Annotated in this window: 23 protein-coding genes; 14 read left to right on the top strand and 9 right to left on the bottom strand. The window is 61.3% G+C overall.

Going from position 1 to position 24,553, the window contains the following annotated elements:
- Positions 1-40: 40 nt before the first annotated feature.
- Genes ACYQ0G_RS05445 through tsaD form a run of 3 tightly spaced genes read right to left on the bottom strand, consistent with a single transcriptional unit; the run spans position 41 to position 3,578 of the window.
- Positions 41-1,555 (bottom strand): lipopolysaccharide biosynthesis protein, encoded by a 1,515-nt coding sequence (locus ACYQ0G_RS05445; RefSeq protein ID WP_460100262.1) that lies wholly within the window; start codon positions 1,553-1,555, stop codon positions 41-43.
- Positions 1,552-2,541, bottom strand: coding sequence for an NAD(P)H-dependent glycerol-3-phosphate dehydrogenase (locus ACYQ0G_RS05440; protein ID WP_460100260.1), 990 nt, complete (start codon positions 2,539-2,541; stop codon positions 1,552-1,554). The genes ACYQ0G_RS05445 and ACYQ0G_RS05440 overlap by 4 nt, the downstream gene beginning before the upstream one ends.
- Positions 2,538-3,578, bottom strand: coding sequence for a tRNA (adenosine(37)-N6)-threonylcarbamoyltransferase complex transferase subunit TsaD (gene tsaD / locus ACYQ0G_RS05435; protein ID WP_460100257.1), 1,041 nt, complete (start codon positions 3,576-3,578; stop codon positions 2,538-2,540). Before tsaD ends, ACYQ0G_RS05440 begins: the two co-directional genes overlap by 4 nt.
- 45 nt (positions 3,579-3,623) lie before the next feature.
- Here tsaD and hemC point away from each other — a divergent pair, with 45 nt between their 5' ends.
- The 3 genes from hemC (at position 3,624) to ACYQ0G_RS05420 (ending at position 6,166) form a co-directional block, all read left to right on the top strand.
- Positions 3,624-4,565, top strand: coding sequence for a hydroxymethylbilane synthase (gene hemC / locus ACYQ0G_RS05430; RefSeq protein WP_460100254.1), 942 nt, complete (start codon positions 3,624-3,626; stop codon positions 4,563-4,565).
- Entirely contained in the window at positions 4,562-5,248 is a 687-nt protein-coding gene (locus tag ACYQ0G_RS05425; protein ID WP_460100252.1) for a uroporphyrinogen-III synthase, read from the top strand. Before hemC ends, ACYQ0G_RS05425 begins: the two co-directional genes overlap by 4 nt.
- 66 nt (positions 5,249-5,314) lie before the next feature.
- Positions 5,315-6,166, top strand: coding sequence for a hypothetical protein (locus ACYQ0G_RS05420; protein WP_460100249.1), 852 nt, complete (start codon positions 5,315-5,317; stop codon positions 6,164-6,166).
- Between the two features lie 3 nt (positions 6,167-6,169).
- On the opposite strand, the gene ACYQ0G_RS05415 is transcribed toward ACYQ0G_RS05420, so the two are convergent.
- Positions 6,170-7,384, bottom strand: a complete 1,215-nt coding sequence (locus ACYQ0G_RS05415) for an FAD-dependent monooxygenase (RefSeq protein WP_460100247.1) — start codon at positions 7,382-7,384, stop codon at positions 6,170-6,172.
- Between the two features lie 52 nt (positions 7,385-7,436).
- On the opposite strand from ACYQ0G_RS05415, the gene ACYQ0G_RS05410 reads away from it, so the two are divergent.
- Complete coding sequence (locus ACYQ0G_RS05410) at positions 7,437-9,482, top strand: protein-disulfide reductase DsbD family protein (protein ID WP_460100656.1); 2,046 nt, start codon at positions 7,437-7,439, stop codon at positions 9,480-9,482.
- Here the strand turns inward: ACYQ0G_RS05410 and ACYQ0G_RS05405 are convergent.
- The 3 genes from ACYQ0G_RS05405 to uvrB form a co-directional block, all read right to left on the bottom strand.
- Positions 9,439-10,032 carry a hypothetical protein gene (locus tag ACYQ0G_RS05405; RefSeq protein ID WP_460100244.1) on the bottom strand — a complete coding sequence of 198 codons (594 nt, stop codon included), beginning with the start codon at positions 10,030-10,032 and terminating at the stop codon, positions 9,439-9,441. The two genes, ACYQ0G_RS05410 and ACYQ0G_RS05405, sit on opposite strands and share 44 nt — an antisense overlap.
- A 31-nt stretch (positions 10,033-10,063) precedes the next feature.
- Complete coding sequence (locus tag ACYQ0G_RS05400) at positions 10,064-11,581, bottom strand: S10 family peptidase (protein WP_460100241.1); 1,518 nt, start codon at positions 11,579-11,581, stop codon at positions 10,064-10,066.
- A 347-nt stretch (positions 11,582-11,928) separates the two neighbouring features.
- A complete protein-coding gene (gene uvrB, locus ACYQ0G_RS05395) occupies positions 11,929-14,124 on the bottom strand; it encodes an excinuclease ABC subunit UvrB (protein ID WP_460100238.1) in 2,196 nt (731 codons plus the stop codon).
- Between the two features lie 100 nt (positions 14,125-14,224).
- On the opposite strand from uvrB, the gene ACYQ0G_RS05390 reads away from it, so the two are divergent.
- The 7 genes from ACYQ0G_RS05390 to ACYQ0G_RS05360 all read left to right on the top strand — a co-directional run bounded on the left by ACYQ0G_RS05390 (position 14,225) and on the right by ACYQ0G_RS05360 (position 20,405).
- Positions 14,225-14,776 carry a DUF3617 domain-containing protein gene (locus ACYQ0G_RS05390; protein WP_460100235.1) on the top strand — a complete coding sequence of 184 codons (552 nt, stop codon included), beginning with the start codon at positions 14,225-14,227 and terminating at the stop codon, positions 14,774-14,776.
- Positions 14,777-14,810: 34 nt separating this feature from the next.
- Entirely contained in the window at positions 14,811-15,575 is a 765-nt protein-coding gene (locus tag ACYQ0G_RS05385) for an esterase/lipase family protein (RefSeq protein ID WP_460100232.1), read from the top strand.
- A gap of 64 nt (positions 15,576-15,639) precedes the next feature.
- Entirely contained in the window at positions 15,640-17,067 is a 1,428-nt protein-coding gene (locus tag ACYQ0G_RS05380; RefSeq protein ID WP_460100230.1) for a circularly permuted type 2 ATP-grasp protein, read from the top strand.
- Between the two features lie 18 nt (positions 17,068-17,085).
- Positions 17,086-18,030, top strand: coding sequence for an alpha-E domain-containing protein (locus tag ACYQ0G_RS05375; RefSeq protein WP_460100228.1), 945 nt, complete (start codon positions 17,086-17,088; stop codon positions 18,028-18,030).
- Positions 18,030-18,845 (top strand): transglutaminase family protein, encoded by an 816-nt coding sequence (locus tag ACYQ0G_RS05370; protein ID WP_460100225.1) that lies wholly within the window; start codon positions 18,030-18,032, stop codon positions 18,843-18,845. The genes ACYQ0G_RS05375 and ACYQ0G_RS05370 overlap by 1 nt, the downstream gene beginning before the upstream one ends.
- A 13-nt stretch (positions 18,846-18,858) precedes the next feature.
- Positions 18,859-19,608, top strand: coding sequence for a proteasome-type protease (locus ACYQ0G_RS05365; protein WP_460100222.1), 750 nt, complete (start codon positions 18,859-18,861; stop codon positions 19,606-19,608).
- 164 nt (positions 19,609-19,772) lie between these two features.
- On the top strand, positions 19,773-20,405 hold the full coding sequence (locus ACYQ0G_RS05360; RefSeq protein ID WP_460100220.1) for a response regulator transcription factor: 633 nt from the start codon (positions 19,773-19,775) through the stop codon (positions 20,403-20,405).
- A 6-nt stretch (positions 20,406-20,411) separates the two neighbouring features.
- Here ACYQ0G_RS05360 and ACYQ0G_RS05355 read toward each other — a convergent pair whose 3' ends face one another.
- Together ACYQ0G_RS05355 and putP are read right to left on the bottom strand one after the other, a co-directional pair.
- Complete coding sequence (locus ACYQ0G_RS05355; protein ID WP_460100654.1) at positions 20,412-21,083, bottom strand: extensin family protein; 672 nt, start codon at positions 21,081-21,083, stop codon at positions 20,412-20,414.
- 62 nt (positions 21,084-21,145) lie between these two features.
- Positions 21,146-22,627: a sodium/proline symporter PutP gene (gene putP, locus ACYQ0G_RS05350; protein WP_460100218.1), complete on the bottom strand. Its 1,482-nt coding sequence runs from the start codon at positions 22,625-22,627 to the stop codon at positions 21,146-21,148.
- 103 nt (positions 22,628-22,730) lie between these two features.
- Between putP and ACYQ0G_RS05345 the strand changes: the two genes are divergently transcribed.
- The 3 genes from ACYQ0G_RS05345 to ACYQ0G_RS05335 all read left to right on the top strand — a co-directional run bounded on the left by ACYQ0G_RS05345 (position 22,731) and on the right by ACYQ0G_RS05335 (position 24,496).
- Positions 22,731-23,168, top strand: a complete 438-nt coding sequence (locus tag ACYQ0G_RS05345) for a ZIP family transporter (RefSeq protein WP_460100216.1) — start codon at positions 22,731-22,733, stop codon at positions 23,166-23,168.
- Positions 23,168-23,488, top strand: coding sequence for a hypothetical protein (locus tag ACYQ0G_RS05340; RefSeq protein WP_460100214.1), 321 nt, complete (start codon positions 23,168-23,170; stop codon positions 23,486-23,488). Before ACYQ0G_RS05345 ends, ACYQ0G_RS05340 begins: the two co-directional genes overlap by 1 nt.
- Positions 23,489-23,644: 156 nt before the next feature.
- Positions 23,645-24,496: an outer membrane protein gene (locus ACYQ0G_RS05335; RefSeq protein WP_460100212.1), complete on the top strand. Its 852-nt coding sequence runs from the start codon at positions 23,645-23,647 to the stop codon at positions 24,494-24,496.
- Positions 24,497-24,553: the final 57 nt, after the last annotated feature.

Below are 24,553 nucleotides of genomic sequence, written 5' to 3'. Positions count from 1 at the left end.
CGGCTCAGAGTTGCATGGAATTACTCTGGATGCGAATTTATTATTCGGGAGCAGGCGTCGGCTGCTGATTTTCCTGTTTCTTTGTCTTGCTGAAAAGGACGCGATCTTCCGGGCCGAAGCCTCGTTTCCAGATGATATAGCCATAGGTTGCCAGGATTGCGGGGACACCCAGCGCCAGTTCGGCCCATTCGGGCAGATAGGTAGCCAGATAGCCCACCAGCGTCGCCGGCGCGGCAGCATAGACGAGCGCCCAGCGCCAGTTGTTGATCCCGTGGCCGAGGATTTTGGTCAACAGCAGCGCCTTGACCAGGCTGGCAACGCCGAGCGCGATCATCAACGCCATGGCTGCGGCGGCTGCCTTGAACGGCTCGCCATAGCCGTAAGCCATGACCACCTTGATAAGGATGATGGTAAGCACCGCCTGAAGCGCGATTGTGGCGATCGAGATCCAGAGGTTGCGGACCCGCGCGACATAGACAAGCACGGCTTCCGAGACCACGGCAGTGGCCGCCACCACCTCGGCCAGCAGCAGGAAGGCCAGCGCACCCGTGCCGCCAACCGCGTCGGGTCCGAACAGGCCCATGATCGCTTCACCCGGCACGCCCAGCGCCAGCCCGATGCCCGCCTGAGCCGCGATGATCCAGAAGCCGACCTGGCACACCTGTTTGGCAATGGCTTCGTAATTCTTGGTCTTGAGGTTCTTTGTGATGACCGGGCCGAGAATGGGCTCGAAACTGGTTTTCAGTTTCTGCGGCAGGCTGGCGACCTGCTGCGCCATGTAATAGACGCCGACGGCAGACGGGGCGGCGAACAGGCCGAGAATGAACACGTCGACCCGGCGCGTGCCCCATTCGATCGCGTCGGCAGTGGCCAGCGGCAGGGCGCGCAGCACGATCTTGCTCATGTAATCCGGGCTGGGCCGCCATGCCAGCGGCTTGCCATAGCTGCGGACGAAAGCCCACACGCCGGTGGCGAGACCGGCGTAGATGGACACGAGATAGGCCATCGACAGGCCCGAATCCGAAAGGGCAGGCACGAAATAGAACGCGCCCGCCATGATCGAGATGGTCCATGGCTCCACGATTGCCCGTGCACGGACGGTGGTGGCGATATCGTATTTATAGGCCTGTGCGGCCAGCACGATCTCTGTCAGTGCGTACCCCGGAATGGCCAGCACGATCAGCCGGTCGAGTTCGGTATATTCGCCGCTGGGGAAGAGCGGGGCGGGCACCAGCCAGAAGAAAGCCGCAGCGATGCCGGAGAAGAGCAGCGCCAGCAGCATCCCGTCATAGACGAGATTGGCGGGATGGTGTTTCTCGCCATCGGACAGCCTTTGGGCGAGGCCGCGCTTTTCGCCCATGGCGCAGATCAGCGCAGTCAGTTCGACCACGACCAGCGCGGAAGCAAAGCGCCCGGTGGCATCGAGCCCGTAAAGGCGACCCGCGATGAAGAGGAAGGGGATGCGCGCCAGCAGCCTCAGCAGGAAGCCGAGGACGTTCTGCTTGCCGCCCTTGGCCAGGGCGGACAGGTCTTCATCATTGGTGGTGGCTGTCACCCGCCGGGTTCCTGTTCGGCTTTCAGCGGGCGGGCCAGCAGGCCCTGCACGACTTCGCGCGGATTATCGCCCCGCAGCAGGTCATAGACTGCAGTGACGATCGGCATGGCGATGCCATGGCGTGCGGCGAGTTCCACCAGCACCGGCGCGGTATGTGCGCCTTCGGCCACGGTGCGGCGATCGGCCATCAGATCCGCGGCGCTTTTGCCTTCGCCCAGCGCTTTGCCGAGCGAGAAATTGCGGCTGGAGGTGGAGGAACATGTGAGGACGAGATCGCCCAACCCGCACAGGCCGGTGAGCGTTTCCGCCTTGGCACCCCTTTCCTCGCCGAAACGCAACATTTCGGCATAGCCACGCGCGATCAGCGCAGCGCGGGCGTTCTGGCCAAGCTGCAGGCCGTCGACGACGCCGCATGCGATGGCCAGCACGTTCTTCACCGCGCCGCCGATTTCCGCGCCGGTCACGTCATCGGAATAATAGGGCCGGAAGGTCTGGCGGGCGATGGCGGGCGAGATGCGCTTCCACTGCGCCTGCCTGCCGCCACATGCCAGCGTCACGGCGGCTGGCAATCCGGCGGCCACCTCATGGGCGAAGGTAGGGCCGGACAGCACGGCGATGTCGCTGCCGGGCGCGGTGTCGCGGGCGACCTGATTCATCAGGCGGCCCGTGCCGGCCTCGATCCCCTTGGAACACAGGATGAGATCGCGCGGATGGGCGGGCATGGCTTCGAGCACGCGGCCCATATGCTGCGCCGGAGTGACCACCAGCAGCACATCGAGCTTGGCCATTTCGGCAAGATCGTCGGTCGCGCGGATGCTTTCGGCCAGTCTGGCACTGGGAAGGTAGGTCGAGTTGATGCGGCCGGAGTTGATCTCATCCACCAGCGCGGCCTCGCGCGCCCACAGCAGCACGTCGCTGCCATCGCTCGCCACCATCTGCGCCAGCGCCGTGCCCCAAGCACCAGCACCCAGAACCCCCACCTTCATGCCTTAACTCCTGCACCGCGCACCGGTTCGGCACTGGCGTCGAGCGGCCAGCGCGGCCGTGCCGATATGTCGAGCGGATCGGGCGCGAAGTCTGGCAGCGCCAGCCGCTCTATCCCAGCCCATGCGATCATGGCCGCATTGTCGGTACACAGCTTTGGCGGCGGCGCGGTGAAGCGCATGCCGTGCTTCTCCGCCAGTTCTTCCAGCGCCGCGCGGACCGAGGCATTGGCCGCGACACCGCCGGCAACCACCAAAGTCTCGCAATCCTGCATTTCGGAAAGCGCGATCCGCAGCCGGTCGGTCACGCAATCGATCGCCGCCTGCTGAAAGCTCGCGGCGATATCGGCGGGCTGATATTTGCCGCTGTCATGCGCGCGCAGAACCGCGCTCTTGAGACCCGCAAAGCTGAAGTGCGGTTCGCCGCTGCCGACCATCGGGCGGGGCAGGGGCACCGCGCCCGCATCGCCTTCCTTCGCCGCGCGTTCCACCGCCGGGCCGCCGGGAAAGCCGAGGCCGAGGATCTTCGCCGTCTTGTCGAAGGCTTCGCCCAGCGCATCGTCGATCGTGGTGGCAAGGCGGCGATACCGGCCCACGCCATCGACGCGCAAAATCTGGCAATGCCCGCCCGAAACGAGCAATAGGGCATAGGGAAATTGCAGCTCGCCGTCCGCCAGCCGCGGGCTGAGCGCGTGGCCTTCGAGATGGTTGACCGCGATCAGCGGCACATTGCTCGCCATGGCCAGTGCCTTCGCACTGACAAGGCCGACCATCACGCCGCCAATCAGGCCGGGGCCGGCAGTGGCGGCAATCCCGTCCAGATCGCCCAGCGTAACATCGGCATCGCCCAGCACTGCCTCGATCATGGGGGCCAGCCGTTCGGCATGGGCGCGCGCGGCTATTTCCGGCACCACGCCGCCGAAGGGCGCATGCTCTTCATCCTGCGAGGCGATGCGCTGCGCCACGATGCGCCGATCCCCGTCGACCACGGCCACGGCGGTTTCGTCGCAGGAACTTTCTATGCCCAGAACCAGTGTCATTGCGCTTTCCCTTAGCGTTATCGCTCGCTAGGGCAAGCGCGCGCCATGTCAGACAGAACGCCAGCACCCGCTCCCTTCCGCCTTGGAACCCGTCGCTCACCGCTTGCCATGGCGCAAGCGCACGAGGCGCGCGCCCGCCTGTGCGCCGCGCATGGCTGGGATGAAAACCGCGTCGAACTGGTGCCGGTGATCGCCAGTGGCGACAAGATCCAGGACCGCCCGCTGGCCGATATCGGCGGCAAGGCGCTGTGGACGCGCGAACTCGACATCTGGCTGGCGGAAGGCCGCATCGATGGCGCGGTGCATTCGATGAAGGACGTGGAAACGATCCGCCCCGCCGAAATCGCCATTGCCGCCATCCTGCCGCGTGCGGACAAGGCGGATGTGCTGCTGGGCGCCAGCTCGCTGGAGGCTATTCCGCAGGGCGCCCGTGTCGGCACCAGCGCGCCGCGCCGTGCCGCACAATTGCTGAATGCCCGGCCCGATCTTGAAGTGGTCGGCATCAGGGGCAATGTCGCCACGCGTATGGCGAAACTCAATGCAGGCGACGCCGACGCCACTTTCCTGGCTGCCGCCGGGCTGGCGCGGCTGGGCGAAAGTTCGGTCGGTACCCGGCTTGATCCCGAAGACTGGCTGCCGGCCCCGGCGCAGGCGGCCATTGGCATCGAATGCCGAGCGGATGACGATTACGCACGCGAGGTACTGGCCGCGATCGATCACGGTCCGAGCAATGAGGAAATCATGCTCGAACGCGCATTGCTCGAAGGATTGGGCGGCACATGCCACAGCCCGATCGCCGCGCTGACCCGGCGCGAGGGCGATCAGCTGCACCTGCAAGCCGCCATCTATAGCCCCGATGGGGCCATTCGTATCGCGCAGGAGCGCCTGTTCGATCCGCGCGACTTAGCTGGCGCACGTCAGTTGGCGCATGATTTGCTGGCCGAAGCGCCCGAGCATGTTGCCGTGCATTTCGGTGCTGAGGCATGACGCGGCCGCTATTCGTATTCCGACCCGAGCCGGGCTTGCGCGTGACGCTGCAAACCGCCGAAGCCGCCGGCTTCGATGCCTATGGCTGCCCGCTGTTCAAGGTAGAGCCGGTGGAATGGAGCGCGCCCGATCGCAAGGAATACGACGCGCTGCTGGTCGGCAGTTCCAACGTCTTTCGCCATGGCGGCAAGGGATTGGAGAAACTGGCGGGTCTGCCCGTTTATGCCGTGGGCGAAGCGACCGCAGAGGGCGCACGCGAAAAAGGCTTCATGGTCACCAAGACCGGCAAGGGCGGGTTGCAGAACGTGCTCGACGATATTGCCGGGCGCGAACTGCGTTTCCTGCGGCTTGCGGGTGAGAAGATGATCGACCTCGATCGGCCCAAAGGTATCGAGATCGATACCCGAGTGGTCTATCGTACACGAGCGCTGCAGATGTCGCCCTCGGTCAGCAAGCTTCTGCGCGAGCAGGGCGGGGTCGCCTTGCTGCATTCGGGCGAGGCGGCCGGCCGGCTGGTCAGTGAGTGTGACCGGCTGGGCATCGATCGCAAGACCATCACGGTGGCCGCGCTTGGCCCGCGCATTGCCGGGATGGCGGGGAAAGGCTGGCAGGCGGTGCATACCGCGCCCCACCCGCTCGATGCCGAGCTACTGGCCATGGCGCAGGGTTTGTGCCAAGGCTGAACAGGGTTCGCGAGTTGGAGCGGAATGGACGATTTTTCGACTAATCGGCGCGCGCGCCGAAGTAACATGAAACCCGTATTGCTGGCCGTGGCCGCCTCCTTCGCATTGGGCGCAGGTCTGGTGGGCTATATTGCGTGGCGCGATCGTGATGCGCAGGAAACGGTGCAGCCCGCTCCCCAGCTGGCACAGTCCGCGGCCGACGAACCGCGCGCCCCGGGTTCCCCCACGCCGGCACCCACCGCAACCGAACGTCGCGAAGCAGCCGACACTGTGGAACAGATGGCGGAACAGCAGGGCGGCATCGACCAGCGTCTGGCTGCAGCAGAACAACGCCTTGCCCGCCTCGATCTGCAGGCGCAGGCAGCTGCGGGCAATGCGGCACGCTCAGAAGGTTTGTTGATCGCTTTTGCAATCCGGCGGGCGATCGATAAGGGGGCGGAACTCGGCTATCTTGCCGATCAACTGCGGCTCCGGTTCGGCGATGCCTTGCCCAATGCGGTCAACACCATCCTGACTTTCTCGCGCGATCCGGTCACGCTCGATCAGCTTACCGCGCGGTTAGACGGCCTGTCGCCGCAATTGCAGTCGGGTGACCAGCGCGGCGGGTTCGAACGCTTTACCGAAGAACTTGGCGCCCTGTTCACCGTCCGCCGAGAAAGCGCGCCGTCGCCGCAGCCGGAAATGCGGATCGAACGGGCCCGCCTGTTTTTGATGAGCGGTCGGACCAGTTCCGCCATTGCCGAAGTGCGCAACATGCCCGGCGCGCGCAATGCGCAAGGCTGGCTGCGCGATGCGGAACGCTATGCCGCGACGCAGCGCGCCCTCGACCTGATCGAAACGGCCGCCGTGCTGGAGCCGCGCCGCCTGCGCGATGGCGCGGGCAACCGGATTTCGCAGCCGAGCCCGGCCGAGGAATAGGCCTCAGCCTTTCATCAGCTCCGGCACATCGCCCGAAACGCCGCGCGCTTCGTCCATGAAGAACTTCTTGAGCCAGCCGCTGCGCTGAACGCCGGCCATGCCTAGACGGCGCACCGCGCTGGCAGTCTTGCCGGGGACGCCGAAAATCCGCGTGAGCGTATCGGTCGCACCCATCACCATGACGGAATCGAGCGCGCGCCATTTCTCATAACGCTCCAGCACCTGGGCATCGCCCAGATCGAGGCCGAGCCTGCGGGCATCGGCCAGAACTTCTACCAAGGCGCCGACATCGCGCAGGCCCAAATTCAGGCCCTGACCGGCAATCGGGTGCATGCCATGCGCGCTATCCCCGATCAGCGCCATGCGCTGGTCCACGATGCGCACGGTATGCTGGAAGCTGAGCGGATAGGATGATCGCCCGCTGTTGAGCGCAAGATCGCCGAGGATGGTGCCCATCCGCTTTTCCACTTCGGCCAGAAAAGCGCGGTCGCCCATTTTCATGACGCCTGCGGCATCCTTCTCGTCCACCGTCCAGACCAGCGCGCTGCGATGCTCACCATCGGGGCCGTCCAGCATGGGTAGCAGGGCGAAAGGGCCGTCCTGATAGAAGATTTCCCAGGCAACGCCGTCATGCGGTTTGGAATGGTTCAGCCCGGTGATGATGGCGCGGTGGGAATAATCCCAGCTCGCCATTTTCAGCTCGGCTTCTTCCCGCGTGGGCGAACCGCGGCCTTCCGCGCCGATGAGCAGGTCCGCTTCCAGCACGGTGCCGTCTGCCAGCGTTGCGCTGACGCCAAAGGCATCGCGGTGACGCTTGGTCACTTCGACTGGTGCGTGCATCGAAATCAGCGGTTCGTTCTTCGCCGCGTCGTAAAGCGCGATGCGCAGCTGGCGGTTGGAGAACATCCGGCCCAGCGAACCTTCGTGCGGTTCGGGGCGGAAATCGATCTGGCCCGGCTTCATCTGATCGACCACGGCAATCGCCTCGATCGGGCAGCCATGCGGTTCCAGCGTCTCGGACAGGCCGATGTTGCGGAACAGGCGCCAGCTCGCCGTGGAAATGGCCGAGGCCCGGCCATCGAAACCTTCGGCGGTCAGATCGGCCGGATCGGCGCGGTCCACGAGGTGGCTCGAAAGCCCCTGTTTCGCCGCTGCCAGCGCCAGTGTGGTGCCGACGAGGCCGCCGCCGAGGATGAGCAAGTCGCGCTTGTCTGTCATGGGGGCAATCCCTAATGCGCTGAGCGTGACCGACGCAAGGACAATGGACGCGATGCGCGCTTTTTGGCTCGCTTTCCTGTTGGCGGCCGCGTGTTTTTTTCCATCCGCCCTGTCCGCGCAGGAAGCGCGCTTCGGTGACGAAAACATCGCTGTCGAATTGCGCAGCGACGGGCCGCCGGTGCCGGGGCAAAGCTGGATGCTGGCGCTGCATTTCACCCCATCGAGCGGGGAATGGCACGGATATTGGTCGAACCCGGGCGATGCCGGGCAGGGCCTGTCGCTGGATCTCGACCTGCCCGAAGGCTGGGTAGCGGGCGAACCGCTTTATCCCGTGCCGCAAAAGCTCACGATTTCGGGGCTGATGAACCACATCTACGAAGGCGATTATGCCGTCCTCGTTCCGGTGGAGATTCCGGCCGGTTCGGATGTCGCTTCGGCAGCGCCGGTGACGGGTTATGTCTCCTACCTCGCCTGTACCGACCGGATTTGCGTGCCGCAGGATGCGGTGCTGCGGGCAAGACCGGGCGGCGATTTCCGCGCGTGGCAGGCGGCCGTTGCGCCCATGCTCGATCGCACCGCAAGTTACGAGGTCGTGCGCGACCGGCTGCGCGTGGGTATCCCGCTGCCTGCCTCTCTGGACATCGGCGAGTTGCATCTGTTCATGAAAACCGCCGATTTCGGCAGCGGCCTCGCCCCCGATTACGCGGCGGTGCAGACCTTTATTCGCGAAGGTGATCTGCTGGTGGCCGAACTCCCGCTCAAACGGCGGGATGGTTTCGATGCCGCGCCGCTGCCGCAGCGGATCGAGGGGATACTGTCTTTCGGCGACGGGCAGGGCCTGCGGTTCGTGGCGGCGCAGGGGGATGTGCCGCTGGAGGGCGTGAAGCCGCTGAGCGGGGCTGCGGATATGCCCGCGCTGGGGGTGCTGCTGCTGGCTGCGCTCGCGGGCGGGCTGCTGCTCAACATCATGCCCTGTGTTTTCCCGATCCTCAGTCTCAAGGCGCTGTCGCTGGCGAAGGCAGGCGGGGACCAGATGTCTGCGCGGCGCGATGCGCTGGCCTATACGGCGGGCGTGGTGCTGGCCTGCGCGGGTCTGGGCGCGGTCATCCTGCTGCTGCGCTCTGCCGGGGAGCAGGTGGGCTGGGCCTTTCAGCTGCAGGAGCCGCGCGTGGTCGGCGCGCTGTTCCTGCTGGCGGTTGCCATCACGGCCAACTTCCTCGGCCTGTTCCAGGTGCCGGGCATGGCGATCGCGGGCGGCAGCGCGTCGATGCGCGGGTCGTTCGGCACCGGCCTGCTCGCTGCGTTCGTGGCGACGCCGTGTACCGGGCCGTTCATGGCGCTGGCGCTGGGCGCGGCGCTGGTGCTGCGGCCGGTCGAAGGGTTCGCGATATTTACTGCGCTGGGCGTGGGGCTGGCGCTGCCGTTCCTGCTGCTCGGCTTCATTCCGGCATGGCGGCGCAAGTTGCCCCGGCCGGGCGCGTGGATGGAGCGGTTCCGCCGCTGGATGGCGGTGCCCATGGGGCTGACCGTGCTGGCGCTGGGCTGGCTGCTGTGGCGCATTGCCGACGATCTGTGGCTGATCCTGCTTGCCGCGCTGACGGTCATCCTGCTGGCGCTGCTCGCCTCATTAGGCCAGCGGCAGGGCAGGGGGCTGGGCGGCGGCACAATCTTCTTCGCCTGCATCGCGGCGCTGGCGATTTTCGCCATTTCGAGCTTCCCCCAGCCGCAGCCGCGCGCGATGGCTCAGGACAGCCTGCTGGCCCCGCAGACCTTCTCCGAGACCGCGCTGGCCGAGGCGCGGGCTTCGGGCAAGGCGGTGTTCGTGTGGTTTACCGCCGACTGGTGCGTGACCTGCAAGGTCAACGAAAACGTCGCCATCGAGCGCGAACAGACGCGCGATGCCTTCGAGCAGGCAGGCGTCGTCACCCTGCGCGGCGACTGGACGCGGCGGGACGAGGAAATCGCCAGCTTCCTGGCACGGCAGGGCGCCGCGGGCGTGCCGCTTTACCTGTGGTATGCGCCCGGCGGCGATGCCGAGCAATTGCCGCAGGTGCTTACGCCGGATCTGCTGGCTGATCGGGCTCTGGCAGCTCGTTAGCCGGAAGATCGCCCGGCGCAGGGCGCTCGCCCAGCGAAGTGATGCAGCGATTGATGAATTCTGCCGGCGCATTGCTGGCATTGAGGATCACCGAACCGGCGCCGGGAATGGTCGCTTCGATGCGGTTGCGCCCGGTCAGCACTTCCAGCCGCGGATCGTCCGCGGCGGTGCGCCCACGCCACAGCCACGCATCGCTGCCTTCCGCGCCATCCTGTTCGGCATCGACCCACAAGCGCTCGACATGGCCATTGCCGATCAGCGCCAGCACGGCCTTCGCATTGGCATCGGCGGCGACATAGCGGGTGTAGACCAGCTGGCCATCCTGACAGGCGAGCGAGAGCAGCGGCGCTTCACCCGGCAGGCCATAAAGCAGCCGCCCGCTCCTGGGGCTGGGCGCCCACGCCGCCCCTTCGGTATCGGGCGACGCGATCGGCGTGCGCGGCGCAGCGCGTTCTTCCTTGATCACCGTCCGGGCGAGATAATCGTCCGAGGCAGGCGGCTTGCAGGCGGCGAGAACGAGCAGGGGAAGAAGTGCGAGAGTGCGAACCATGCGCGCCCCTATGCCCAGCTTTTTCCCACCGTCAACGGGCGCGGATGAAGGCGCGCAGGTCGGCAGACAGTTTTGCCCGGTCCTCGTCGCGAATATACATCATGTGGCCGGCATCGTAATAATGGAACTCCACCCGGTCCTGCGGGATACCGGTGCGGTTGAGCGAATATTCCGCGCCGAAGAACGGGGTGGCGAAATCGTACCAGCCCTGACCCACGAAGGTGCGCAAACCGCTGTTCTTGCGCATTGCATCGCCCACGAAGGGCGCGACGTTGAGATAGGCGCCGCGCTGCCCGCCCGACAGCGACCAGTTCCAGTTGCGGCCCGGATCCCTTCCGATGGCCTGATATTCGCGGTCGGTCCGGTAACCCAGCCCATCGCGCAGCCAGCTGTTGATCGCGGCGGTATAGCCCGCATCGATGCCATAGAAGCTGGGATCGTCATCGGGATATTCCCCGGCGTTATCGTAATCCTTGCCGGTATAACGCGCATCGAGACGGCCGATGGTCAGCCCCTGATCGCGCAGCAATTCCTTGTAGAAACGCGGCGCGGTCACGCGCAGATCGGCATTGTCGAGATAGGTTTCCGAAAGACCCGTCAGCCGCGCCATTTCCGCGCGCACCGAAGCACGCTCTGCCGCGGGCAGATCCTGCCCTTTCAGCAAAGCCGTGGCGAAAGGCCCGATAGCGAAACGGCGTGCATCTTCAACGATCGCCTCGACCGAAGGGGCCTGCGCCTTGCCGTGATACCATGCCGCGGCGGCCATGTTGGGCAGCGTCATGATATAGGCCATTTCATTGCCCGGAGTGGGTTCGCGCGCCGCGAAATCGAGGATAGTAGACACCAGGATCAGGCCATTGAGGCCGACATCGTTATAGGTGCGCCCTTCCAGCTCGCGGGCCACCATGGCGGTACGCGTGGTGCCATAGCTTTCGCCGCCGAGATATTTGGGGCTGTTCCAGCGGCCGTTCTCGTTCAGCCACAGGCGGATCACCTTGGCCACGGCCTGCGCATCTTCTTCCAGCCCGTAATATTTCTTCGGGTCGGTACCTTCGGTCAGATGGCTGAAACCGGTGCCCGGTGGGTCGATGAAGACGAGGTCCGCAACGTCGAGCAGGCTGTCGGGATTATCGAGGATGGGATACGGCGGAGCCCCGTCATCCTTCGCATCGGAAGGGATGGCCACGCGCTTCGGGCCCCACGCACCCATCTGCAACCAGACCGATCCCGATCCGGGGCCGCCATTGTAGATGAAGAATACGGGGCGAGAGGTATCGCGCGGGCTTTTCACATAGCTGGTGGTGACGATCACCGCTTCCGGCGTGCCATCGTCCGCTTTCAAAACAGTGTCGGAAACCGTCGCGCGATAGGACATACGCTGGCCGCCGAATGTGCCGGTCAGATCCTGCGTGCGGACCTGTGCCTCTACCGTTTCGGCAGGCGCGCTGGCGGCGGGCTTGGCATCGTCCTGCGCGATGGCGGTTGCGGGCAGCAGGGCAAAGGCGCTGGCGGCAAGGGCCCCGGAAATCAGGCGGCGGCTGGTCATCATTGAAATTCCCCTCAATTGGGGTGACCTATGCCTGCCGCCTTCGATCAGCGTCAAATACGCTCGTCGATCAGGGTTTGCCGCCCATCCGTTTGTCGAAAAAATAAACGATAGAGGGTGTCTGCGATGGAAAAATCATTCAGCGCTTTTTCTTTTGAGCAATTGGAAAGCATCCAACAGCAACCGAAGGAGAGCTATAGATAAAATACCGATTTCAAATGGAGTCATGCTGACCTCCTGCTTGTTATTTCAACAAGCTCGTGAGGTAGAGTTCAGCCGAGCTAGCGCGTTCGCAAAAGGAGTTCAGTTACCAAGCGCTAGGCGATGTATATGCTCTCTGGCAGGATTTATCAAGGTTTGCCGCCCATCCGTTTATAGCGCGTTTTGCCGTAACGGTCCTTGCGCGTGCCCGGGCGGCCCGCATCGCTGCGGCCGACGCGGGGGGCCTTCTTCTCTGCGTCGCCCAGGCCAAGCTCGTCGTTTTCCAGCTTGCGGATTTCGTCGCGCAGGCGCCCGGCTTCCTCGAATTCCAGATCGGCGGCCGCCTTGCGCATCCGCTTTTCAAGATCCTCGATATAGGCGCGAAGGTTATGGCCGACGAGATTGTTACGCTCGGCATCGCCCGTGTCGATGGTTACGCCGTCCTGCGCCGCGCTATGCGCCACGATGTCGGCGATATCGCGCTTGATCGTCTTGGGCGTGATGCCGTGTTCTTCGTTATAGGCTTTCTGCTTTTCGCGGCGGCGGTCGGTTTCCGCCATGGCGCGTTCCATGCTGCCAGTGATGCGATCGGCATAGAGGATCACGCGGCCTTCCACGTTGCGCGCGGCGCGGCCGATGGTCTGGACCAGACTGGTTTCGGATCGCAGGAAGCCTTCCTTGTCGGCATCGAGGATGCAGACCAGCCCGCATTCGGGAATATCCAGCCCTTCGCGCAGCAGGTTGATGCCCACCAGCACATCGTAGACGCCAAGCCGCAGATCGCGGATCAGCTCGATACGTTCCAGCGTCTCCACGTCGCTGTGCATATAGCGCACCTTCACGCCCGCTTCGTGCATGAATTCGGTGAGATCTTCCGCCATGCGCTTGGTCAGCGTGGTCACCAGCGTGCGGTAACCCATCTTGGCGGTCTTCTTGCATTCCTCGATGCAGTCCTGAACCTGATCCTCGACCGGCTTGATCTCTACCGGCGGGTCGATCAGCCCGGTGGGGCGAATGACCTGTTCGGCAAAGACGCCGCCGGTCTGCTCCATTTCCCAGGTGCCCGGTGTCGCCGAAACGCAGAAGGTTTGCGGGCGCATCGCGTCCCATTCGTTGAAACGAAGCGGGCGGTTGTCGATGCAGCTGGGCAGACGGAAGCCGTGTTCGGCCAGTGTGATCTTGCGCCGGTGGTCGCCTTTGGACATGGCGCCGATCTGCGGCACGGTCTGGTGGCTTTCATCGACGAACAGCAGCGCGTTTTCGGGCAGATATTCGAACAGCGTTGGCGGCGGTTCGCCGGGCAGGCGGCCGGTCAGGAAGCGGCTGTAATTCTCGATCCCCGCGCAAGAGCCGGTGGCGGCAATCATTTCCAGATCGAAATTGGTGCGCTGTTCCAGCCGCTGCGCCTCCAGCAACTGGCCTTCGGCGTGCAGTTCCTTCAGCCGTTCGGACAGCTCGAACTTGATGGCCTCGCTCGCCTGCTTCATCGTCGGCCCCGGCGTGACATAGTGCGAATTGGCATAGACACGGACCTTTTCCAGGCTGGCGCCTTTCTTGCCGGTCAGCGGGTCGAATTCGCTGATTTCCTCGATCTCGTCACCGAAGAAGCTGATGCGCCACGCCACGTCTTCATAGTGGCTGGGGAAGATTTCCAGATTGTCGCCCCGCACGCGGAAATTGCCGCGGGCAAAGGCGGCATCGTTGCGCTTGTATTGCAGCGCCACCAGCTTGCGGATCAACTCGCGCTGGTCGACCGTGTCGCCCGTCTTGATGTCGAAGATCATCGCCGAATAGGTTTCGACCGATCCGATACCGTAAAGGCAGGATACCGAGGCCACGATGATCACATCGTCCCGTTCCAGCAGGGCGCGGGTGGCCGAATGGCGCATCCGGTCGATCGCCTCGTTTACGCTGGATTCCTTCTCGATATAGGTATCGCTGCGCGGCACATAGGCTTCGGGCTGGTAGTAATCGTAATAGCTGACGAAATATTCGACCGCGTTGTCGGGGAAGAAGCTCTTGAATTCGCCATAGAGCTGCGCCGCCAAAATCTTGTTCGGTGCCAGGATCAGGGCAGGGCGCTGCAATTCCTCGATCACCTTGGCCATGGTGAAGGTCTTGCCCGAACCGGTGACACCCAGCAGCACCTGCGTCTGTTCGTCATCGCGGGCCGATGCGGTCAGTTCGGCGATCGCGGTGGGCTGGTCGCCGCTGGGGGTATATTCACTGACGAGCTTGAACGCCTTGCCCGGCATCGACTTTTCGGGACGCGCGGGTTTGTGCGGGACGAAATCGCCGGTGGTATCCGGTTCTTCCAGTCCTCTGCGAATTACAAGTTCTGTCATGGGCGCACATATGGGGAACGCGGGGCAGGGCTGCAACGGCTGTTGCGTGGCCGGGCGATGTTGCTAGCGTCGGGGCCGAATTACTCAGAGGATATTTGCCATGTTTCGTTTCGTTACCACCGCCTGTGCCGTTCTTGCGCTGGCGGCCTGTTCTTCCGGCAGCGAAGAAGTCGATGCCGATGGTGACGGCACGGTTTCCACCGAAGAAGCGAAGCAGGCGGCTGAAAAGGTGCGCCCGCTGGAGCCGGGCGAATACAAGATGCAGATGGAACTGGTCGATCTGACCGATCCGACCATGAGCGCGGAAGAAATCGCGCAGGCCAAACAGTTCTTCTCCTCGATGAGCGGGATGGCCCCGGCGCGCTGCCTGACCGAGAAAGAAGCCAATGAAGGCATGGCCGGCATTGCGCAGGGTCTGCAGGACGGCAATTGCACCGTCCAGAGCATGACTGCGGACAAGGACGGCATGCGCGGCGAGATGACCTGCAAAGGCCAGAACGGCGAAGCGAAGGTGAACCTCGATACCACGTCCACCGGCACCTCGTCGGAGATGACCATGCGCGTCGTGGAGCCGACCGGAGACGGCAAGGAAAAGTCCACAACGATGAAAATCGGCATGACCCGCACCGGCGATTGCCCGGCCGACGGCTGATCCGTTCAGGAACCCGCCATCGTGAGCGCGCATTATGCCCACGATGGCGACCTTACCTTTTTACGAACAACGCGCGGAATGGAGCCGCCGGCTGGCACTGGCGGCCGAACCGTGCGCGGATGATGCTCAGGCGCCCAGCCTCCGGCTGTTTTTCCGGGAATGGCTCTATCCGTTCCTTCCGATCAAGAGGGTGTTCGGGCCCAAACTCGGAATAAAACCAGCCGTCAGACCGCAGACTGTCATGCTCCTGCCCGGCTTCGGCGCGCACCCGATCCGCATGCGCTGGATGGCGCGGCAGCTCGAAAAAGCGGGACACGAAGCCAAGCGGTGGGGGCTGGGATACAATCTCGGCGCCACCAAATGGCGGTTCAAACGAGTCGAGAAGCGCTTGAAAAAGCTCTATAAACGCCGGCGCGAACCGGTCACGCTGGTCGGCTGGAGCCTGGGCGGCGTGATGGCCCGGGAACTCGCCAAACGCCATCCGAATAAGGTCGCCAAGGTCATCACCATGGGCTCCCCCTTCTCGGGCAGCCCCCGCGCCAATAACGGCTGGCGCGCCTACCAGGCCATCGCCGGCCACCGCGTCGACGAACCTGAAATCGATACCGTCGTTTCCGAAAAACCTCCTGTAGAAACAGTAGCTTTCTGGAGCCCATGCGATGGAATAGTCGCCCCCAAATGCGCGTGCGGTAAAGCTGACGAGCGTGATCGCGCCGTTGCCTTGCGCTGTACTCACATGGGTTTTGTAATGACGAATGAAGCAATGGCGGCGCTTCTTTCGGAACTGGACCGCATCTGAACCCTTATACTTGGATAAGGCCGCAGACATTCTGTCATGTGGATCGCTAACATCCAGGGGGCACATGAGCGGCGGAGCCGAATTCTTCAATGAGATGCGTGAACCCGATGGGTCGGTAAGGTCCGCCTATTCCGACTATTGCAAATGGTACGACGGGCAGGACCCGAAGCTGCTGCGCCGCAAGCATTCGGAAGCGGAAACCAACTTTCGCAAGACCGGCATCACCTTCAACGTTTACGGCGAGGATGAGGCTGAAGAGCGCCTGATTCCCTTCGACATGGTACCGCGCATCATCGACGCCGCAGAATGGCGCCGGTTATCCCGCGGGATCGAGCAGCGCGTATCTGCACTCAACGCGTTCATGCACGACCTTTACCACCGTCAGGAGATCGTGCGGGCGGGGCGCTTACCCCAGCGTCTCCTCCGCAATAACGAGGCCTGGCTCTCCAATATGGTAGGCTTCACGCCGCCGGGCGGGGTGTACACGCACATCACCGGGATCGATCTGGTGCGCACCGGCCCGGACGAATTCTACGTGCTCGAAGACAATGCCCGCACCCCGTCGGGCGTGAGCTATATGCTTGAAAATCGTGAAACGATGATGGCCATGTTCCCCGAGCTCTTCCTGCGCTGCGCGGTGGAAAGCGTATCGGATTACCCGCGCCGTCTCGCGAAAAGTCTTGCGGCCTGCGCGCCAAGTTGTGCCAGCGACAAGCCAGTCGTGGCGGTACTGACCCCGGGCATCTACAATTCGGCCTATTTCGAGCATGCTTTCCTGGCGGACCAGATGGGCGCCGAACTTGTGGAAGGCAGCGATTTACGCGTCGTGGACGGTCGCGTCGCAATGCGGACGACTAGCGGATACAAGGCGGTCGACGTCATCTATCGCCGCGTGGACGACGAATTTCTTGATCCGCTTACATTCAATCCGGACAGCGTACTTGGTGTACCGGGTATCATGGATGTGTATCGCGCAGGAAGAATCACGATTGCCAACGCTCCTGGCACCGGCGTGTGCGACGACAAGGCGATCTACTCCTTCATGCCGGAAATCGTAGAGTTCTATACTGGCGAGAAACCTCTCTTGCCGAATGTCGAAACGTGGCGCTGTGCAGATGACGACAGCCTGAAATACGTGCTCGACAATTTGGCGGAACTGGTGGTCAAGGAAGTCCATGGCTCCGGCGGCTACGGCATGCTGGTTGGTCCTGCTGCGACGAAAAAGGAAATTGAAGAGTTCCGCGCCAAGGTTGTGGCAAATCCTAGCAATTACATCGCCCAGCCTACGCTATCGCTTTCTACTTGTCCCATCTTCACCAAGAAGGGCCTTGCACCTCGGCACGTAGATCTGCGGCCCTTTGTGCTGATGTCGCCCAACAAGATCGACATAACTCCCGGCGGATTGACGCGTGTGGCGCTCAAAGATGGATCGCTGGTGGTAAACTCAAGCCAAGGAGGCGGCACCAAGGATACATGGGTGCTGAAGGACTGATATGCCGGGAGAAACGACATGTTAGGACGCACTGCCAACGGCCTCTTCTGGATGTTCCGCTATCTCGAGCGGGCCGAGAACACTGCCCGCCTGCTCGATGCCGGCCTGCGAATGGCTCTTACCCGCGATCTGGTGACAGCCGAAGAAGAGTGGCGATCTGTCATTGCCACTTCTGGCCAACGCAAAACGTATGAAGCCAAGCATGCGAGCTATACTGGTATGCAGGCATGGAACTTCCTGCTGCGCGAAAATGGAAACCCGGCCAGCATCTTGTCCATGTTTGGCCTGGTCCGGCAGAATGCGCGTCTGTCGCGGAATGCTATCAGTGGCGAGCTGTGGGAAGCAATCAACGAAAACTGGCTCATGATCGATGAGCAACTGGCAAAGCCGGTGGGCGAAAATCGTGTGCTGGAGACCGTTGCCACAATTCGGCGGGCGGGCACCTTGGCGCGTGGAGCGTTGCAAGGTTCCATGCTGCGTGAAGAAGGGTATCACTTCGCTCTGACCGGCATGTTCATAGAGCGCGCAGATGCCATCGCGCGCATTCTGGACATCAAATATTACCTCTTGCTGCCCTCGCTATCTTATGTCGGATCAAGCCTCGATACCGGCCAGTGGGATACCGTACTGCGTTCGGTATCGGGCGACCGCGCCTATCGATGGCTCAATGCAGCCCAAGTCGATGCGCGCAGTATCTGCGAATTCCTGATCCTCGACGATCGGTTTCCCCGCAGCCTCGCGTTCTGTCACTCGGAGCTTCGAGCCAATCTGGCAGCCCTCGCGAGAATCCACGGAACCGAAGGGCAAAGCAACGCCCTGATGCGCGATGCCGACATGCGTCTGACCAATCTGAGTATCGACGAGATATTCGATCAGGGACTGCATGAATTTCTCGTCGATTTCACTTCCTCGAATGCTGCGATCGGTAATGCCATCGCTGCGGATTACAGGTTCCTTTCCTGATGCGCCTCTCGATCAAACACACCACCCGATATCATTTCGACAATCCGGTCGTTCATGCTTTGCAGCGACTGCGTTTGACCCCGAAAGAGACGCAAGGGCAGGAGATCCTTGACTGGTCGATGGAGTATGAAAACGCCCACGAGGAACTCACTTACGAAGACCAGCATCATAATACGACCACACTGGTCGGGGTTGAGCCGGGTACGCGCGAAGTGAAAATCACCTGCAGTGGCCGTGTGGATACGCATGACCATGCAGGCGTGATCGGCAGGCATGCTGGCCACCTACCCTTATGGAGTTTCTTATCGCAAACCCGCCTCACTCGGCCGGGTCCGGGAATGAAGAAACTGATCGAGGACCTACGCAAGTTCGAAGGCGCTCCTCTGGACATGCTCCATGAACTGTCTCGTGCAACGCTGGACCGGGTCGAATATCAAATCGGCACTACGAATTGGAATACGACTGCCGAAGAGAGCTATGCGGCAAGGTCGGGCGTTTGTCAGGATCACGCCCACATTTTCATCGGTGCCGCCCGCGCGCTCGATGTACCGGCGCGATATATATCGGGCTATCTCATGATGAATGATCGCATCGATCAGGAGGCAACCCATGCTTGGGCCGAAGCTTTCGTCGAGGGACTTGGCTGGGTCGGCTTCGACATTTCGAATGGCATAAGCCCCGACGAACGATATGTGCGGGTGGCGACGGGGCGCGACTATCGCGATGCATCCCCTGTCACGGGCATCAGTTTCGGTAATACGACCCAGGTGCTCGAAGTGGATGTCCAAGTCGAGCAGCAGCAGATCCAGCAGTAAACGGAAGTACCAAATGACCTATTGTGTGGGAATGAAGCTCGACAAGGGGCTCGTCCTGATGAGCGACACACGGACAAACTCGGGTGTCGATAACATCTCGGTTTTCCGCAAAATGTTTACTTGGCAGGTGCCCGGTGACCGGATCATCACTTTGATGACCGCCGGAAATCTGGCAACAACCCAAGCTGTAATCAGTCAGCTGGAAGAGCGGACGAAGGAACCAGACGAGCGCGACAATATCCTGCTGAAATCACCAACCATGTTTCAGGTGGCCACTGAGATCGGCAATCTGATGCGTGACATCATAGGCCAGCGACAGGAGGCCAATGGTTCTCGCGGAAGAGGACGCTTCACATCGTCCATCATCGTCGCAGGCCAGATCAAGGGCATGGAGCCCAGGTTGTTCATGGTCTATCCGGAAGGCAATTTCATCGAGGCCAGCCTTGATACGCCCTTTTTCCAGATCGGCGAAACCAAGTACGGGCGCCCGATAATTATTCGTGGTTATGACCGGAAGATGAGCCTCGAGGATGGGGTGAAATTGCTGATGGTCAGTTTTGATTCCACGTTGAAAGCTAACCTCTCTGTAGGTCTACCGCTCGACCTTCAGGTGATTACGAGGGACAGCTACGAAGCGATCCACGAACATCGAATTTCTCAGGATGACAGTTATTTCCAGGTGATCTCTGCCGGCTGGGGGGATGCGCTCAAGAACGCGTTTCATTCCCTGCCGGATTATACTTTCTATCGCGGAGACGACTAGGAAAGTATCGTTCACATGGGGTCTTGGCCAAGGCCCTGTACTTGCGTATTGGGTCGCACAAGACGCAGATACATAATAAATTCCTTCTAATTCAGCATGTTTTGGGCTCTATCCGTAAAATTACGGACTGCGCAATTTCCCTGAGTGCGCATAGGGTGTAAACCATGAAGCAGCGAACAATCCTCCACATCGTCGACGGGTCGAGTAGTTCGCGCGCAGAGCAGGCCCGAATGGGGCATGAACTGGGGTATCATTGCGAAATCTACGCTGATGTAGGTGAACTGATGTCCTTTCCACCGCGTAAAGGAGTGGTTCTCGCCCGGGACGATAAATCCTCTCAGGGGGTTATCCAGGTTCTGAGAGCGGTAAGCATTGCTGAAGACTGGATCCCCGTGATCGGAACTTCGATTGACCCTGATCCGGGTGATGTCGTTGCTGCTATCAAGGCAGGAGCGATGGATTACCTGCGCCTTCCCCTGGATCGTCAACGATTGAGAGATGCGGTCGACCAGATAGCGAGCGAAGCACACGCCTATGCTGATGCTCGGCGCAAGATGATCGAAGCCCGCAACCGGATCGCCAGTCTCTCGCCCCGGGAACGCGAAGTGCTGGATTGGCTGGCTGAAGGGCGCAGCAACAAAATGATCGCGCTAGAATTAAGCATTAGCCCTCGCACGGTTGAGATTCATCGCGCAAACATGATGAGCAAACTCGGTGCGCAGCACGCGGCTGAGGCTGTCCGTCTTCGCTTGGAAGCACACTTGGAGGCCGATCCGGTCGTGACGGTTGTCGCGTAAGCGGGATCAGCGGCAGAAGCTGCCGTTGCCATGTTCGAGATGGAAATGGTCTTCGTGAGCACTGTTGTAGTCCGGCCCCAATACGGTGCCAAACCTTTTGCAGGCGCTGCGATGCACCGTTCTCAGAAACTCCTGCTCGTCGCGACCGGCGTTCCAGCCGGATTTCACAGTGATCCGCCGACCATCGGCGAGCACGAAAGCGCCTATATCGATGGCTTCGGCACGCGAATGGGCTGAGCGTCGGGCGGTTCCCGCCACATTGCGGCAGGAGTAGCTGCCCATGGTCTCTATTTTCGCAATCGGGCTGCCAAGTATCTGCCGCGCGGCACGATCGACACCGTAGCGTGCCCAGGCTGCGAAACTGTTGGCGAGAGGACAGGCGAGCGGCCCGAGGTTGGTAACGGTCAGCGGACCCAAATCTCCTCCGACGCGATCCAGCTTTACACTATCGAGTGTGGAACATCCCGCACCGTACATCCGGTCAGGCAAGGGGGCGAACTGAGCGCCGGATTGTCCCAGTTGCTGCAGGCAAAGCCGCGCTTCCGGTCGCTCCCAATTAACAGAACCACGACCCGCCACAGGTCCGGGACTTGCAGGCTGGCGAGTATCAGGCGTGGCGCTGCAACCAGCCACAAAAATGGATGCGATTAATGTTAGCAGGGGTGCGATCCGGCGCATTGTCATACCTTATGCCTATACGCTGAACCTATCTAAAACGTCGAACTATAGGGTTTTTAGCGCTAGAGGGCAGTCTGCGCTTCACGTGCACTATAGGTGGCCTTGCTGACAAGCCAAGTTGCCAGCCACGCCGCGATGAAGCCGGGCACGATCTCGTAAAGGCCGCCGTCGAACCCAGGAAGTTGGCTGTTCCAGCCAAGTGCGATCCATGCGGCAACCGTGCCCGCGCCCACCACGAGCCCTGCTACGGCACCGGCACCGGTCATGCGATCCCATACCAGAGACAGGATTATGAGGGGACCAAATGCCGCTCCGAAGCCAGCCCATGCATTCGACACCAGGCCGAGGACCTCGCTGTCTGGATCGCTGGCGATCCAGATCGCAGCAAGGGCAACCAACGCTACGCACACCCGCCCGACATTGACACTCTCGCGCTCACTGGCGTGCTTGCGGAAGAAGAGCTTGTAAAAGTCTTCCGTAAGCGAGGATGATGCCACCAGAAGTTGTGAGCTGATCGTCGACATGATGGCTGCAAGCAGCGCAGCCAGCAGGAAGCCCGTAACGATAGGGTGGAAGAGCAGGTTCGCAAGGACGATGAATATCGTCTCTGGATTGTCGACTACGATGCCGTTTCGATCGGTATAGGCTCGTCCTGCTATGCCGATACCGATCGATCCGAGCAGCGCGACGCCCATCCAGCTCATCCCGATGTTACGTGCAGTCTTGACCTTTTCTACTGTGTCGATCGCCATAAAGCGCACGATGATATGCGGCTGCCCGAAGTATCCCAGGCCCCACGTTATTGCGCTGATAAAGCCGAGCAGGGTCAGGCCCTGCGTCAAACTGAGGAACCCCTCGACCGGAACGTCAGTCAACGAACCGCCGCTTTCTCCGCCGGCCCCGAACATGACCACAAGCGGCATGAGTACGAGAGCGACCACCATGATGCATCCTTGGACGAAATCGGTCAGGCTTACTGCCAGGAAACCCCCAACCATCGTATATGCAAGCACGACGAGGGCAGTGATCCAGATCCCGGCCATATAGTCGCTCAAACCGACATCGGGGATGATCCCGGCAAAACTGGTTTCGAACAGAAGGCCTCCACCTACCAGGCCCGCGGCGGTGTATACGGCGAAGAACACCACTACGATCAAGGCCGATATCACCCGTAGCGCCGTGGCTTTTTCCGGGAACCGGTTGGCGAGGAATTCCGGGATCGTCAGGGCATTGCCGAGTTCCTCGGTCTGTTTGCGGAGGCGAGGGGCAACAATGATCCAGTTGGCCAGAGCACCGACAAAGAGGCCTATGCCGATCCACGCTTCTACTAAACCCGCGGCGAACAGCGCGCCGGGCAGTCCGAGCAGCAGCCATCCGCTCATATCCGAGGCGCCTGCAGACAAAGCGGCAACTGCAGGATGTAGGTTGCGGCCAGCCAACAGATAACCTTCACTGGTATCCGTAGAGCGCTTCCAGGCCCAAAGGCCGATCGCAATCATCAAAACGAAATAAAGGGTGAGGGAGATAAGTGTACCAGTCTGCATGAAACCGGTCGTAACAAATGCAACGGGGCTTGGCCACACTAGGAAGGACCACTCCCGCTCACCTACTTGCTATAGCTTATTTTTCTTGGAAAGGTCGGGGCTTATGGAGCAGCCAGTACTCACCTTTGCCATGGCTATCGCTTTTTGCGCCGTGCACCTATTTGTCGGTCGACTGAAATGGTTGGCGCGAACGCCTCGTAGCAAGTGGCTCTCTTTTGCCGGGGGCGTGGCGGTGGGATATGTCTTCATGCATATCTTGCCGGAACTCGGATCGCATGCTGCGACTTTTGAGCGGGCTACCGGCTTCGATGCGGTTATGGCCGAAAGTCTCGTAAATACCTTGGCGCTTGTTGGGCTGGTGCTGTTTTACGGTCTGGAGCGAGCCCTTTCCATCTCTCGCGATGCCAGGCAGCAGGAGGAGGGCAGGGATCGACCGCACCATCCGGTATTTTGGCTGCACCTTAGTGCTAGCGCCTTGCTTGTTGCCCCCTCATCACCTATCTCCTCAACCATCGTGAAGACACCACCGGCGTTGGCCTAGTGTTATATTTCATCGCCATGATACTACATTTCGTTACGGCCGATTTCGGCACCCGGACCGAGCATCCAGAGCTTTATGATTCAAGGGGCCGGTGGGTGCTGGCCGGGGCCACGCTAGGAGGCTGGTCGCTTGGCCTGCTGCTTGAATTGCCTGAGGTCATTATCGGTTGCCTCTTCGCTTTTGTAGCGGGCGGCATTGTCCTTCTCGTGCTCAAGGAAGAATTGCCCGCGGAGAGGCGTAGTTTCTTCCTGCCTTTTCTCGCAGGGGCTTCTTCGTATGCTGCCCTGGTTTTAGCAGAGACGGCGGTGGTCATCTCATAACAACATAAGTGATCTTGCGTCTCATCTCACTTTTAACTCAAGTCATCCGTGACAAGTTTGCAACATGCATTGGGGCAAGTTGTTTTGCATGTAATTCCGCGGAACCCAAGTCGTTTTCACTCGTCCGATTGCCGAACAAGTGAAAAGGATTACTCAATGAAATCGCACCTCTATCTTGCATCTATCCTGGCTGTTGCAGCCGCTTCGCCAGCTGTCGCGCAGTCGGACAACGCCGGCATGGATAGCGACTATTTCTCCGGACCTTATGTTTCCGCATCGGTGAATGGCGACTTCGTCAATGATGGCGCCAGCGAGCGCATTGTCTTCGATCCTAACGGTGGTACCGATTTTCAGACGAACCTTCCTACTGTAACTGGCGGAAACGCGTTCTCACCCGGATATTGCGCAGGCGAAGCGCTGGGTAGCCAGAGGGCGCAAGGTTGTGGCGACGACGATTCAGCTATCAGCGGTTCGATACGGGCTGGATTCGATACGCGCGTAGGTAACTTTGCGGTCGCTGGCTTACTGGTTGAAGGCACGCTCGGCGGCGCGACTGATTATACCACCGGCTTCAGCACCACACCTGCAAGCTATACCTTTAGCCGTGAAGTCGAAGGTTCGGCTGCTCTGCGTGGCCGGCTTGGTATTTCCCCAGGCGATGGCCGTGGGCTTCTCTATGCAACCGGTGGTGTTGTTTACGGAAAGATTGACCACGACTTCGCAACGACCAACACTGCGAATGCTTTCGAAGTCGTTGACGGTGATGATTGGCAGTTCGGTGGTCAGATCGGTATGGGTGGTGAATTGATGATCACCGACAATCTGTCGTTCGGTGTTGAATACCTTCACACCCGCTACGACGATGACGATTCCTATGTTGCAGTGACGCAGGGCACTGCTCCTGCTACGAACCCGTTCGTACTGCAGGGTGGATCCAGCAACGTTCGTTTGAGCAATACTGATCTCAATATCGACTCTTTCCGGGCAACAGTGGGTTTTCACTTCTAAGGCCTACACGGATACAAGAAAGGGCCGCTTCCTTACGGAAGCGGCCCTTTTTTTGTC

This window comes from Qipengyuania triglochinis (assembly GCF_054655615.1).
The sequence above is the reverse complement of the archived record's forward strand: the minus strand, read 5'-3'. Positions and strand labels throughout refer to the sequence as shown.

Coding starts and splice junctions, on each gene's coding strand:
- ACYQ0G_RS05375 (WP_460100228.1), top strand. CDS start 17,086: ATGTTAGGACGCACTGCCAACGGCCTCTTCTGGATGTTCCGCTATCTC.
- ACYQ0G_RS05370 (WP_460100225.1), top strand. CDS start 18,030: ATGCGCCTCTCGATCAAACACACCACCCGATATCATTTCGACAATCCG.
- ACYQ0G_RS05440 (WP_460100260.1), bottom strand. CDS start 2,541: ATGAAGGTGGGGGTTCTGGGTGCTGGTGCTTGGGGCACGGCGCTGGCG.
- ACYQ0G_RS05415 (WP_460100247.1), bottom strand. CDS start 7,384: ATGACAGACAAGCGCGACTTGCTCATCCTCGGCGGCGGCCTCGTCGGC.
- ACYQ0G_RS05425 (WP_460100252.1), top strand. CDS start 4,562: ATGACGCGGCCGCTATTCGTATTCCGACCCGAGCCGGGCTTGCGCGTG.
- ACYQ0G_RS05335 (WP_460100212.1), top strand. CDS start 23,645: ATGAAATCGCACCTCTATCTTGCATCTATCCTGGCTGTTGCAGCCGCT.
- uvrB (WP_460100238.1), bottom strand. CDS start 14,124: ATGACAGAACTTGTAATTCGCAGAGGACTGGAAGAACCGGATACCACC.
- ACYQ0G_RS05345 (WP_460100216.1), top strand. CDS start 22,731: ATGGAGCAGCCAGTACTCACCTTTGCCATGGCTATCGCTTTTTGCGCC.
- tsaD (WP_460100257.1), bottom strand. CDS start 3,578: ATGACACTGGTTCTGGGCATAGAAAGTTCCTGCGACGAAACCGCCGTG.
- ACYQ0G_RS05385 (WP_460100232.1), top strand. CDS start 14,811: ATGCCCACGATGGCGACCTTACCTTTTTACGAACAACGCGCGGAATGG.
- ACYQ0G_RS05390 (WP_460100235.1), top strand. CDS start 14,225: ATGTTTCGTTTCGTTACCACCGCCTGTGCCGTTCTTGCGCTGGCGGCC.
- ACYQ0G_RS05380 (WP_460100230.1), top strand. CDS start 15,640: ATGAGCGGCGGAGCCGAATTCTTCAATGAGATGCGTGAACCCGATGGG.
- ACYQ0G_RS05355 (WP_460100654.1), bottom strand. CDS start 21,083: ATGCGCCGGATCGCACCCCTGCTAACATTAATCGCATCCATTTTTGTG.
- ACYQ0G_RS05410 (WP_460100656.1), top strand. CDS start 7,437: ATGCGCGCTTTTTGGCTCGCTTTCCTGTTGGCGGCCGCGTGTTTTTTT.
- putP (WP_460100218.1), bottom strand. CDS start 22,627: ATGCAGACTGGTACACTTATCTCCCTCACCCTTTATTTCGTTTTGATG.
- ACYQ0G_RS05400 (WP_460100241.1), bottom strand. CDS start 11,581: ATGATGACCAGCCGCCGCCTGATTTCCGGGGCCCTTGCCGCCAGCGCC.
- ACYQ0G_RS05420 (WP_460100249.1), top strand. CDS start 5,315: ATGAAACCCGTATTGCTGGCCGTGGCCGCCTCCTTCGCATTGGGCGCA.
- ACYQ0G_RS05365 (WP_460100222.1), top strand. CDS start 18,859: ATGACCTATTGTGTGGGAATGAAGCTCGACAAGGGGCTCGTCCTGATG.
- ACYQ0G_RS05405 (WP_460100244.1), bottom strand. CDS start 10,032: ATGGTTCGCACTCTCGCACTTCTTCCCCTGCTCGTTCTCGCCGCCTGC.
- ACYQ0G_RS05360 (WP_460100220.1), top strand. CDS start 19,773: ATGAAGCAGCGAACAATCCTCCACATCGTCGACGGGTCGAGTAGTTCG.
- hemC (WP_460100254.1), top strand. CDS start 3,624: ATGTCAGACAGAACGCCAGCACCCGCTCCCTTCCGCCTTGGAACCCGT.